General features: G+C 48.0%; 10 protein-coding genes. 6 read left to right on the top strand and 4 right to left on the bottom strand.

Annotated features, from left to right (window positions below; genetic code table 11):
* The first annotated feature begins 9 nt into the window (after window positions 1–9).
* Complete coding sequence (locus tag M1L52_RS07585; protein ID WP_248614327.1) at window positions 10–735, top strand: energy transducer TonB; 726 nt, start codon at window positions 10–12, stop codon at window positions 733–735.
* Between the two features lie 199 nt (window positions 736–934).
* Here M1L52_RS07585 and M1L52_RS07580 read toward each other — a convergent pair whose 3' ends face one another.
* The gene (locus M1L52_RS07580; RefSeq protein WP_248614326.1) at window positions 935–1240 is read right to left on the bottom strand and encodes a Dabb family protein; all 306 of its coding nucleotides are present in this window, start codon (window positions 1238–1240) and stop codon (window positions 935–937) included.
* Between the two features lie 355 nt (window positions 1241–1595).
* On the opposite strand from M1L52_RS07580, the gene M1L52_RS07575 reads away from it, so the two are divergent.
* Genes M1L52_RS07575 through M1L52_RS07560 form a run of 4 tightly spaced genes read left to right on the top strand, consistent with a single transcriptional unit; the run spans window position 1596 to window position 5028 of the window.
* The gene (locus M1L52_RS07575) at window positions 1596–2282 is read left to right on the top strand and encodes a phosphatidylserine decarboxylase family protein (protein ID WP_248614325.1); all 687 of its coding nucleotides are present in this window, start codon (window positions 1596–1598) and stop codon (window positions 2280–2282) included.
* Complete coding sequence (gene pssA / locus M1L52_RS07570) at window positions 2279–2965, top strand: CDP-diacylglycerol--serine O-phosphatidyltransferase (protein WP_248614324.1); 687 nt, start codon at window positions 2279–2281, stop codon at window positions 2963–2965. The genes M1L52_RS07575 and pssA overlap by 4 nt, the downstream gene beginning before the upstream one ends.
* Window positions 2966–2986: 21 nt before the next feature.
* On the top strand, window positions 2987–3409 hold the full coding sequence (locus tag M1L52_RS07565; RefSeq protein WP_248614323.1) for a DUF4834 family protein: 423 nt from the start codon (window positions 2987–2989) through the stop codon (window positions 3407–3409).
* A gap of 32 nt (window positions 3410–3441) precedes the next feature.
* On the top strand, window positions 3442–5028 hold the full coding sequence (locus tag M1L52_RS07560) for a hypothetical protein (protein WP_248614322.1): 1587 nt from the start codon (window positions 3442–3444) through the stop codon (window positions 5026–5028).
* Window positions 5029–5148: 120 nt separating this feature from the next.
* On the opposite strand, the gene pyrH is transcribed toward M1L52_RS07560, so the two are convergent.
* Window positions 5149–5856, bottom strand: a complete 708-nt coding sequence (gene pyrH / locus M1L52_RS07555) for a UMP kinase (protein ID WP_248614321.1) — start codon at window positions 5854–5856, stop codon at window positions 5149–5151.
* Between the two features lie 168 nt (window positions 5857–6024).
* On the opposite strand from pyrH, the gene M1L52_RS07550 reads away from it, so the two are divergent.
* Window positions 6025–7686: a nucleoside kinase gene (locus M1L52_RS07550; RefSeq protein WP_248614320.1), complete on the top strand. Its 1662-nt coding sequence runs from the start codon at window positions 6025–6027 to the stop codon at window positions 7684–7686.
* A 40-nt stretch (window positions 7687–7726) separates the two neighbouring features.
* Here the strand turns inward: M1L52_RS07550 and M1L52_RS07545 are convergent, their stop codons facing one another.
* Complete coding sequence (locus M1L52_RS07545; protein ID WP_248614319.1) at window positions 7727–11296, bottom strand: alpha-L-fucosidase; 3570 nt, start codon at window positions 11294–11296, stop codon at window positions 7727–7729.
* Between the two features lie 277 nt (window positions 11297–11573).
* On the bottom strand, window positions 11574–13079 hold the full coding sequence (locus M1L52_RS07540; protein ID WP_248614318.1) for a TolB family protein: 1506 nt from the start codon (window positions 13077–13079) through the stop codon (window positions 11574–11576).
* Window positions 13080–13163 lie beyond the last annotated feature (84 nt).

The raw sequence follows: 13163 nt of genomic DNA, 5'->3' as shown, positions 1-13163 counted from the left end.
TTTATTAAAATGAAAAAGATTAAGATTATCGTATTAGCAGCCATCACAGTGATGGGGCTGAGCATGTGTTCACAGAACAAGCAGACCGCTGCAGTTGAGGACGAACCAGTCGATTCATGCGCAGTAATGGCAGAGTTTGAAGGCGGTCAGGAAGCTCTCGTTAAGTACATCGCAGATAATGTCAAGTATCCTGAGAAGGCCGAAGAAGTTGGTCTCGAAGGACGTGTACTCGTTAATTTCATTATTGAAAAGGATGGTAGCATAAGCAATGTTGAAGTAGCAGAGTCTGCCGACTCTCTTCTCGATACTGAAGCAGTACGTGTTATAAGCTCTATGCCAACATGGAAAGCAGGTCAGAACGACAATGGTGAAGCTGTTCGCGTAAAATTCACCATACCTGTAGTATTCCTTCTTGACGGTACACGCGAAGACATTGAGAAGCAGCCTGAGTTCCCTGGTGGTTTGCCTGGCTACGCTGAGTTCTTCAAAAAGAATATGAAATACCCTGCTGAGTGCGAGGAGAATGGCATCAGCGGCCGTGTACTTGTTAAGTTTACTGTTGACGAGAAGGGCGCCATCGTAGATCCTTTCATTCTGAAGTCAGCTCATCCTCTTCTCGATGCTGAAGCACTTCGTCTTGTCAAGGCTATGCCTAAGTGGACTCCTGGTGAGGACGGTGGCAAGCCAACAGCAGTGAAGTATGTACTTCCCGTCACTTTCATGCTGCAAGGCTAAAACGCTTTTCTAAATCTGCAAAACAGTTATTAGTTATCAAAAACAGTATCCTATCCACAAGGGGGGATCAACAAAGAGTCCACACTGGCATCGGCAAGTGTGGACTCTTTAGTTAATTAGCAAAAAGAAGAACATTATAATCGTCTCGCTTTTTGCATAAAACATATCACTTTAGAATATTTTTCAAAATAACGATTTGCTAAATCTCAAAGTCGAGGCAGGAACGGCTTACGGTGAAAGGACGAACCTTTGTGTTTGCCACAGCAAGATGCTCAGGATGCTGTGCGTAGCCACGCAATGCCACTTCTGACTCAAGGGTAGAGTCAAGCATGACGTCAGCATTGGATGACGACAGACGACCGTCAATGTTTACCTTTACATCAAGAAGTCCCGGTACCTTTCCAACGAGTCCTTCAAGACCAGCCTTGATACCTTGTTTAACCTGCTGCTTCTCTTCCTCTGACAGTTCAGGGTTAAGAGTCCAAAGAATAATGTGCTTTACCATAATGAAAAAATTTTACAAGTTTCACAATTTCAACTTTTTGGAGGTGAGTGGTAAGAGGTGAGAGATTAGCTCTACCGTTTTCTTATTGCACAGACTTTTCTGCTTTTATCCAACTATTCTCTAACCTCTAACCTCTAACCACTTACCTCTAAACTAAGTAAGCATGGCTTACGGAAGTTGAGTTACTGACTTTTCGTTGCAAAAGTACAAAAGAAACATGACACTGCAATTGTAAAAACAAGGAAACCACTTAAAAAGCTGCTAAAAGTGACTAAAAACGCAAAGATTGTCCCGAAAAGTTTGCTATTTAACAAAAATACATTACCTTTGCATTGATTTTGTACAAAACTTTACCATGGGAGAAAGACTCAGAAAACTAAAAAATACTAGAATCCATCACGAGGGCACAAAAGAATTGCTCTATACTCTATTCACAATCATTGCCATCGACGTGATTCTATGGAAAGCATTTGACACTCCAATACCTTTTGCAATATTCACATGTATCTTTGGCTCAGCATGGCTGATGATGCTGAACTTCTACCGTTGTCCGAAGCGATATTTCCCAGGAGACACGGAGAACACCGTTGTGGCTCCTGCCGATGGTAGGATTGTTGTAATCGAGGAAGTGATGGAGAACACCTATTTCCATGAGAAGCGACTAATGATAAGCATCTTCATGAGCCCACTGAATGTTCACGCCAACTGGTTCCCCGTTGACGGTAAGGTGCTGTTTGTGAAGCATTTCAACGGAAACTACCACAAGGCATGGTTGCCAAAGGCAAGCGAGGAGAACGAGCATGCCGACACCATGATTGAGACTCCTAGCGGCCAGCAGGTGCTGGTGCGCCAGATAGCCGGTGCATTGGCACGACGCATCGTGACCTACGCAAAGGAGCAAGAGGAATGCTATATTGACGAGCATCTGGGTTTCATCAAGCTTGGCTCGCGCGTTGACGTGTTCCTGCCACTGGGTTATAAGCCACAAGTCAAGATGGGACAGTCAACAACCGGTGACCTAACCGTTATCGCTACGCTATGAAGAAACATATCCCCAATACCATAACATGCTGCAACCTCGTTTCAGGTTGCATAGCAACGGTGGAAGCCATCTATGGCAATCCAACGCTGGCATTGCTTTGGATTATAACGGGAGCTGTGTTCGACTTCTTTGACGGCATGTCGGCACGTCTGTTGGGCGTAAGTTCGCCTATTGGCAAGGAGCTTGACTCACTGGCCGACGTAGTGACATTCGGTGTAGCGCCATCAGCAATAATATTCAATTACCTTTGTGGCTTCCATCAGCATCTGCTGTTTGTGCCATTCCTGGCATTCATTGTGGCAGCCTTCTCAGGATTGCGCCTGGCAAAGTTTAACCTTGACGAGCGTCAGACAACATCGTTCATAGGTCTGCCAACGCCTGCCAACGCCCTTTTCTGGGGAGCACTCATAGTATGGATGACAGAGCATCAGCTGAACGAGCCACTGTATATGTACATCGTACTGGCAATGATACCTTTCAGTAGCTATCTGCTTATAGCAGAGCTGCCACTCTTCGCTCTGAAGTTCAAGCACTGGGGCTGGAAAGGCAATGAGGTGAAATATGGCTTCGTAATCAGCGCGGTGTTGCTCATCGTATGCCCTCTTGTACTTGGCTACGGTGTCATCGGCATCTCTGCCGTGATAGCGTGGTACGTGTTGCTCTCAGCCTTGACTAACAAATAATCCTTAAATCTATACTTTCTTATGGTTGCTAAACTCTTTGGAGGTGTTATCATATTCCTTCTCGTCTTTGCATTTATCCTACTGCTGATAGGATTTCTTTTCCTGCGTAAGTTCTTCTTGCGCATAAGACAGCATCTGACAGGTGACTATGACGACGAGACCTTCAAGAAGATGGCTGACAAGCATTACCGAGACTACACCGGACCTGGACAGCAGTTTGAAAGAGACTATTTCAAAGGAGCCGGCACCACCCAAGGCAACGATGGTAGCGCCCAGCACAAATGGAAGCAGCAGAGAGAGCAGCAGAAAGCCCAGCAGAGCCAGCGCCGCACGACACAGACCAGCGAAGGCGTGACAATCATAGACGAGCGTTCAACTGAAGAGCGTCGCAAGATCTTCACTCAGGACGAGGGCGAATATGTTGACTTCACCGAAGAGAAATAACACCATAATACAAAGACTAAAACCTTAAGACTATGTTCAAAATCAAAGACTTTTTTAACCACAGTAACAGATCAGGCTATTCTGACATAAACTTCTCAGAACTGTTCTGGAAGCATACCCCATTCCTGCTTATTTTCTTCCTGATAATCATGGCGTTCAACTACTTCACGATGAACAATGAGCGTCCTGAGAAGGCCATCATGATTCCCATTGAGAAGAAGGCAACGCTGAAGTGCATCTTTGAGAAAGACACGGTGAAGCAGCAGCTCGCCATTGGCGACAGCGTACTCTATCTGGGTTTCGACGAGGCAGAGGTAAGCAACCGCGAACCTATGCAGTTGTGGGTTCAGACGGCAGACGGCCGTCGCGGTTTCGTTGACATCGACGAATTCAATCTACCTCTTATTAATAATAAGACGCGTGAGAAGATAACCATCCTTGGCAGAAGCAAGGACAGGTTCAACTTTCTGGTAAGGACAGAGGAAGGTCGCGAGGAAGAGTTGCGGCTCGATGATGTTGTGCCAGAGTTCAACGACGACATGCACGACTACTTGATAGACTTCAAAGGCTACTACACCATGTCGGAGAAGAAGTTCCGCCGCTTGTATCTTGACAACACTTTCGGAAAGTGTGACAGTCTCTTCCGTCCGGCAATTTCAGTAAATACCGTTGACAAGCAGCTGACAGCCATGTTCAACACCATCTTGGTGTTCAAGAAGAGTGATGGTCGCTTCTATCGTCCCATAGTGACGTTCAACGACTCTCTCATTGCCACTGACTACAAGCTCGTCTTTCCACGCGACCGCAGCGATTGGCTGATGAAGCTATTGCCATTTGTTAGCGAGATTATCGACTGCGACCTGTTCATGACACATATCCAGGAGTCGTTCTACCAACCCAGCACCTTCGGCAGCTACAAATCTTGCATAGACGGCGATGCCAAGTGGTACCACTGGGTAGGCATGGCCTTCTACATATTGTTAGGCCTCGTATGGCTTTTCGCAGCGCTTGCCATACCGGTGCTTATCTGCGAGGCTCTGCTCCACTGCCGCTACGTATTCTATCCATTAGGCGACAGCGTACTGCAAATTCTCTTTGCAGCAGTCACCATAGTCTCCGCCTATCTGTGGCTTGTGCTCACACTGGCATGGGGCTCGTTCTGGATTATTTCCATACCGATGGTGTTTATGGCGGCATTCGCAGCTTATGCCATAGCTTCAGCCGACCTGAACACTATTCCTCATAACCGCTGTCCGAAGTGCCGTCGTCTCTACACCATGGATTTTGACGAGCGTGTATGGGGACAGGAATATGAGAAGTGGGAAGTTGTGAGCGAAACAGGCGATCTGCTTCACGAGGAGCATGGCTCACGCAGGGAGTGGACTCACGTGACACGTAGCGACGGTTCATCCTATGACACCAACCATCGCACCATCCACACCACTGATTCTACATACGCTGTACACAACTACAACGTGCTCTATCGTTATCATCCGTATGACGATGTTTACAAGTGCCATAGCTGCGGACACCGTGAAGCCGTCCATGACTTCACGAAAGAAGAACTACAACGCGAATACTTGAGTTCAGGAACCACAACCGTTCATACGGAAAGTTAAATATAAAATAAAAATAACCACAACGGATTACACGGATTTCACTCAAAGTTCCTGCTATCAACAGGCATAAATCCGTAAAATCCGTGTAATCCGTTGTTTAAAAAGATATTTACTTTGTCATCAGTTATGGACAAGCGTGCCGATGTCCTCGCCCTCCATAACTTTCTTCAGGTTGCCAACGATGTCCATGTTGAACACATAGATGGGCAGGTTGTTGTCCTGACACATGCAGATAGCAGTGAGATCCATGACCTTCAAGCCACGAGCCAGCACCTCTTTATATGTAATGTCAGAGAACTTTGTTGCTGTAGGGTCTTTCTCTGGGTCGGCAGTGTAGATGCCGTCAACACGCGTGCCCTTCAGCATTACGTCAGCCTCAATCTCTATGCCACGCAGTGACGAACCAGTGTCAGTGGTGAAATAAGGAGAGCCTGTTCCTGCAGAGAAGATGCATACCTGTCCCTGCTCCATAGCCTCAATAGCCTTCCACTTCGTATAGAACTCACCAATAGGCTCCATGCGGATGGCAGTGAGCACCTTGTTCTTCACGCCAATGGCACCAAGAGCCGATGACAATGCCAGCGAGTTGATGACTGTTGCACACATGCCCATCTGGTCACCCTTTACGCGGTCGAAGCCCTTCTGACTTCCGCTCAGTCCACGGAAGATGTTACCACCGCCAATGACAATGCCAATCTGCACGCCCATCTCACTCACCTCCTTAATCTGCTGAGCATAGTCGCTCAAGCGCTCAGGGTCTATGCCGAAGCCCTGCTTTCCCATCAGACTCTCGCCCGACAGCTTTAGAAGAATTCTCTTGAATCTCATAGTACCACGTTGTTATTTATTACTATAAAAATGTATAAATCGATTAAACTGCCACAAAGATAAACAATCTTTTCTATTTTTTTATTGCCTATGCTTGGAAAAACAAAAAAAATACGTAAATTTGTCGCATAGTATCCTAAAACGAAAGAAACAACACAACTATTCTCTATGGAAAAGACAACAACAGTATTCTGCCTTAACGACTCAAAACAATATGAGGTGGCAATAGGCAGCACCCTCGAAGAGCTGTATCAACAGACAGGACTTGACATTCCTCATGGCCCCATCAGTGCCCATGTGAACAACAAGGTAGAAGGCATGCACTACCGCATCTATAAGGCAAAGAACATTGAGTTCCTTGGCATAACGACGCCATCGGGACTGCGTGCCTATACGCGCACAGTGTTCTTTGTGCTCTGCAAGGCCGTACACGACCTTTATGAGAAATGCAAGGTAACTATAGATATACCCGTGTCAAACGGTTACTATGTTGACCTTGACATTGGGCATCCTGTGACACTCGAAGATGCGGGAAAGATTCGCAAGCGCATGCAGGAGATAATAGATGCAGCCTACCCCATCCACCGCCACGAATCAACAACAGAGGAGGCTATCAAGATGTTCACCATTCTCCATACATTCTCAAAGGTAAAGTTGCTCAAAAGCACTGGTTCGCTGTTCACCACGTTCTACGACATTGACAACTACTACGACTATTACTACGGCTCGCTGCTTACCAATACCAAGCAGCTCTACCTCTTTGGGCTGGAGAAATACTACGATGGCCTGCTGCTGCGCCTGCCCTCTCGCGAGAACCCCGATGAACTTGGCGAGATGGTGATGCAGGACAAGATGTTCAGCATCTTCAAAGAGCAGCACAAGTGGCAGCAGATTCTCGGTCTGCGCACCATAGGAGACCTTAACGAGGCCATCAGCCAAGGGTTCAGCTCACAGCTCATACAAATCAGCGAAGCCCTGCAGGAGAAGAAGATCTCAATGATTGCCGACGAGATAGCCAACAGGAGAGGCATACGCATGGTGCTCATTGCCGGTCCGTCGTCAAGTGGCAAGACAACCACGTGCAAGCGTCTCTCAGTACAGCTGGCAGTAAACGGCATCAAGCCTGTGCCCATCTCACTGGACGATTATTTCCTTGATCGTGACAAGACGCCACGTGACGAGACAGGCGACTATGACTTCGAGAGCATACATGCACTAAACATTCCTCTTCTTAATGAGCAGCTTGAAGCCCTCTTCAATGGTGAGGAGATAGAGCTGCCACGCTACAATTTCCAGGAAGGCAGGAGCGAGTGGAGCGGCAAGAAGCTGCGTTTGAAGGAAGACGAGATACTCGTCGTGGAAGGCATTCACGCACTGAATCCTGAACTTACTGCCCAGATATCTAACGACAAGAAGTTCCGTGTGTATGCATCGGCACTTACCACCCTGCTCCTTGACAATCACAACTATATCCCGACGACAGACAACCGTCTGCTACGCCGCATCATTCGCGACCACAAATACCGTGGTGTAGATGCCCGCGAGACCATACGCCGCTGGGCTTCCGTGCGCAAAGGTGAGAACAAGTGGATATTCCCTTATCAGGAGAATGCCGATGTAATGTTTAATACCGCCATGCTCTTCGAACTTGCCGTGATAAAGAGTCAGGCAGAGCCGCTTCTTGAGCAGGTGCCTGAGAACTGTCCTGAGCATGCCGAGGCTTACCGCCTGCGCAAGTTCCTGCGTTATATTAGTCCGATACCAGAGACGCAGATACCACCGACATCGCTGCTACGCGAGTTCCTCGGTGGATCATCGTTCACATACTAAACAAAAAAATGAGTCCGGATGGACTCATTTTTTTTGTGTATCATCTTACAACGACTTTCTTCTTGCCAACAATATTCAGACCTTTCTGCATCTTTGCCCGCTGTCGTCCGCTGATGTCGTAGATCAGCTGGCGTGCATCGGTTGTCTGCATGTGTGTGCCACTCACAGGAACGGTATTGTTCTCGTCGCCAAGATATTCCAGCACGAAGTGGTCGAACTTACAGTTGTTGCTGGTATAGTTCTCCAACTTCACACCAATTGTCAGCTTGCCGTCTGTAACCTTTGTAGTAACCACAGCATTGTTATCCACCAGCTGTGTCATGTCAACCTTATCGTTATTGGCAAACGCCCACGCTCCTGCATGAATGGTGCTGGCTGCAGTGCGTACTGACAGGCGATAGGTGCCATTTGGCAGACCTGTAATCTCCTGACTGATTTCGCGGTTTGTCAGTGTGCCTGAACCCTGCCACTTGTTGAAATAGCTGTTGCCAACCTTAGTAGGCAAATAGCTTGAATACTCTATTTCGAAGGCATCGTCCTGAGAGAGTGTCCATCCTACAGGCTGCTTAGCATGGAAGTTGTTATAGCGTGTACCATCAGCATTAGTGATGACGTAGGAGATGTCGATAGGATTATCTTCTGATGCCTTGTCAACATTCTCTGCTGCAGCTACATAGTTACCGCGCAGGATTGTATAGATATCATAATGGCCAATATTGGTATCAGTAGCATTTCCACTTATCTCGTCGGTGTCCTCATAGCGACCCATGTTGCCACCCTTGTTGTTTGTCAGAGTCCAGCCTGCCTCAGGCATATATGCTGCACTTACATAGCAACGGTCTGTCCATCCCTCACCGTTGTTCTCAGTGCGATAGTTCCAGTTGTTAGGGCTATCATTAGACTGCATGCAGATGTCTGGATTGCCTGCATTGGTAATGACGAGCCACTTCACAGCCTCATCCTTTGCCCCAGAGTAGTTGTTAGAGTTGAAAGCATCGACAGTCCAAAGGGCATCCTTGTTTCCTTCGGGATAGACATCCTCCTGATACCACATGGTCATGTATGACGTGCCCTGCTTGTCGCCCTTGGCAAGGACAAGTGCATTGTCAGTGCCATGGTCATAGAATGCATAGAAATACTGGCTCGCGTCGCTTGGCAGAGCCTCAATCTTCTGCCATCCGTTAGCCTCTGCATGACGCTCGCCCACCTCTTTTGGACTATAGAGTGCTACACGCTCAGCACGGAACTCCTGTGTGGCAGAGCCATTGAGCAGGTTTGCTTGGAAGCCAATATATACTTCGGTCTCTTCATCGAGCTGGAAGTACAGGCCCTGCAGCTTCATGTCGCCAGTACAATTGTTGATGTTATAATATGCTATTGACTGCGTGGGAATATCGGCAGTATTGCAGAGAGTCTTACTCACGAACATGTAAGACTGCTGACTCATGCTATAGGTTGTGTTATAGGCTGCGCCGAAGAAATACTTGCCAGCAGCCATCTTCACCTTACGATAGATGCGTGCGTTGCTCAGGTCACCACCAGTGTTGGCAGAAGCATCGTTCCACACGCCCAGCATCAGAGCCTCGTTGCCGGAATAGTTGTCAAGTCCCTGTTTAGTGCCAGAGTTTCCATTGGGGATATTGAAATTCTCGACAGTCCAGTTTTTAGGTTTTCCGAAACGTGCTGTGCCACCTGCTGAACGAGTGAAGCTCGATGCCTCAACAAAATACTTTGTCGTAAGGTTATCCTCAACAACACCGCTGAAAGCACCACCACGGTTCATACCATCATTGAGGAACGAGCGGTAGGCTGCTGCCAGTGCCTCACGTGCAGTCACAGCCTCATCGTCAGACACGGTCGAAGGTATGCTCTTTGCAGTAGCAATGGCTGCCTGGAGCGTTGCCATCTTGGCACCATTAAGCTTACCTGTGTTATAAGGGTGTGTCTGTGCTGCCAGAGTCTCCATCATTGACTCCATGTCAGAGACCAGTGACTGCAGCACCTCATAGGCTGAACGGTCATCAGCCTTGAAGGTGATGCGGAACACGGGTGCAATATCATTTGGTTTTGTTGTTGGTACTTTAACAGTCAGACCGTTCATGTCCTGAACGAACTCAACATCGCCACTTCCGAGGAGCTGCACAGATTCCACCTCGCCACTATAGGTAGGCTCAATGACAGAGAATGCCTTGAAGCAGAAGTCGCCTGCTGTGGGCCATGCCATTACAGTGGCATAGACAACACCGTTCTTCTCTACATAACGCACATCTTGTGCCGAGTATGCCTGTCCCTCATTGAAGCCCTGAGCAGTCATTGGGTTGGCAGCTTCAGCAAGAGGGCCTTCGCCAAAGGTCTTCCACGTACGTGTGCCGTAGATACTTTCGCTGTTTATGTCCATCCATGCCTTTATGTCAGCAAGAACCTTGCGCTCTTTGTCATCGATAGTACCATTGCCCTTGACAGGGATGCTGAGCAGCAGGTTACCGTTCTTAGACACCACATCTATAAGCATGCGTATGACTGTTGCACCACTCTTATAACGATTGCCGTTATATACATCTTTATTATAGTGCCAGTCGCCAATGCAGGTACAAGTCTGCCAGTAGGCATCCTGTGGACGGTCAGGAATTCCGCGTTCCACGTCCCACATCATGTAGTCTTTCTGTTCAGTGGTGAGCTGCTTACCTGTCACCACCACCTCTGGCTTGCCTTCATGCAGTGCTGCACTATGGTTATAGTAATGCTGAAGAATGTTCTTGCCCACATTGTCATCACAACCATAGAAAGGCATGGCAGTATCATCGAAATAGACCATGTCGGGGTTATAGTCGTTGATGACCTGCAGCACACGGTTCTGGAACTTCGTCTTGTATGCCTGTGAAGGCAGGCTTGCGCCATTGCCCCAATCCCACTGGCTGTGAATAGTGCCTGAACTCTCCCAACCAGTAGAGTGAGCATGGTCCTGAGCGTACAGCTCCTGAGGATCCATTCCTTCCCACCATTTGCCTACGCCGTCTGCCTTCTTCAGGTTGCCGTCATAATTCTGCGATGGCTCCAGCCATGTCCATGCGTGTGAAGCGTGGATAGAAACGCCAAGTGGTAGTCCCTCGGCTTTGCAGGCGTCGCTCCATCCCTTTAGCAGGTCTTTCTTCGGACCCACGTTCACAGAGTTCCACTCCTGATAAGGCGAGTTCCACAAATCGAAGTTGTCATGGTGATTACCCAATGCCATGAAATAGCGGGCACCTACGCTCTTGTAGAGGCTCACCAGCTCCTGTGGATCCCACTGGTCTGCCTTCCATGCATTGCAGAGGTCCTTCAGTCCGAAAACACTTGGATTGCCGAAATTGTTGACATGATAGCTATACTGTCCGCTATTAGAATAGTACATAAAACGAGCATACCAGTCACCATCCTCAGCCTGACACTGTGGTCCCCAGTGAGCCCATATTCCGAACTTTGCATCCTTGAACCACTCTGGGCACTCCCATGCGCTAAGCGATTCCCAGTTACCTTCAAACGAGCCAGTCTTCACTGGCACGTCATCATTCTGTGCGCTGACCGTCATAGTGATGGCTGTCAGTAGTAGTAATAAGAAGATCTTTTTCATTAGTTGATTTTTTATGGTTTCTAATTCCGCTGCAAAGGTACGCACAAAATGATGTATTATCACTTCAAAATAATGACAGACAATAGCACAAAATAATCTTTTTCATTTTCCGAACCATAATAACAAACTATAGGACATGTCATAATTAACCACAACGGATTTCACGGATTAAACGAATTATCTAAGTTACTGATTATCAGTAGGGCTTAAATCCGTGAAATCCGCGAAATCCGTTGTTTTTAAATAAATCTTGTGTTTTGACAAGTACTCTAGTTAATTATCTCCTTACGAACTTTGCCTTTTCGGCAGGTTTCTTCAACGCGTCAGCATACTGCTGGGGAGAAATCTCTACACGCCCACGCATGAACTCAGGAACATTGTAGCACTTCATGAACTCACGGTGGAAGTTTGGATCATCGGTAGGCAGCTCGAAGGCTTTCGACGCATGGCCATCGGCATCAACATGAGCAAAGAACGGACGTGTGAAGTTGCCATCATCGCGGCGACTGCTCACCACTATCCAACGGCCGTTGCTGCTCCAGTTGTGGAACGATTCCACACTCTTGCTGTTTGCCCCCTCAAGAGGTGCTGCCTCGCCCGTATTCAAGTCCATCAGCCACAGGTCGGCATCACGATGCCAGATATGGAACGTACCCCACTCTCCTACTGTCATCAGCAGATAGCGTCCATCGGGAGAGATACGCGGCAAAGTGGCGCTAAGCCCCATAGAGTCGGCACAGAACACCATCTCACGAGGTCCGAAGGTAAGCTTCTCGCTGTCAAACGCCTTACGATATACATTATATTTTATCTCCTTGTAACGCTTAATGCAGTCGGCAGCCGTAGTCGATGCCGAGTCATCATACTCGAAGTGGGCAGAGCAGTAGTAGAGCCAGCGTCCGTCAGGACTCCAGCAGGGGAAGGTCTCAAACTCCGTGGAGTCGTTCTCGATGATGCTCACCTCGTCGGTAGCAGCATTATATAGAATAAGGTCACTCTTATCGTCGAGCACCTCCACCTTGTCTATATCGCGCGTATGGAAGCTCTGCATGGTATTATTTGTAGAGAAGGCTATCACGTTCTGCTTCGGATGCCATGCAGGATAAACGCCAGCCGAGATGGTGCTGTCGGTCTTCAAGTTTATCTTCTTCAGCTTACCGTCAATGTTAAGCATTGTGCCGCCAAGATTCTGACGAGCGTGGAAGACGGTGCGCTGTGGATTGCCTCCCTGACTGTAATGGCAGTTTATGCACTGTCCGCTCTGTTCTGTTGAGCATAGCATGTTGTCATAGATAACCTGTTCGTCATAGTTCTCAAGACAGCGCTGGTTGATGGTCAGCTCCTCGTAGGCCACATAGCTGGGCGATATGAGTCGGTATGTGAGCCATGGGTCTATGCTGTCCTTTGACACTGTGATGTCAAACGGCTGGTAGCGCTGCCATTTCTCGCCCATGCGGGTGTACATCTCCACGCTTATGGGTGAGCCTGCTGCGCAAGCCTTCTCCTTCAGTTCCTGCCAGTCATCCTGGTCTATCATAACTTTCTGTCCGCCGAGCACAACCTCTGTGTCGCCAGCCTTGAAGCGTGTAACCACCTCATCATAGCTATTCTGCAACAGGAAATGCAACGGGGCAATGTTTACCGGCACAGTCACATCGATATAGTCCGGATAGATGGCTGGTTTCTCATTAAGCAGCGCATAATCGGCAGGCACCTTTGCCTGCTGGCATGCAGCAAGCGCCAGCACTATTGTCAAAAAGAAATAACTGCAAATATTCTTCATCTTCTTTTTTATGTTTTAAGCGGTCTAACCTCTAACCTCTCACTTCTAACCTCTCACTTCTAACCTCTAACTTCTAACCTCTAA

It is taken from the genome of Prevotella sp. E13-27 (genome assembly GCF_023217965.1).
GTDB lineage: Bacteria > Bacteroidota > Bacteroidia > Bacteroidales > Bacteroidaceae > Prevotella.
This window is presented reverse-complemented; position numbering and strand designations above follow the sequence as displayed.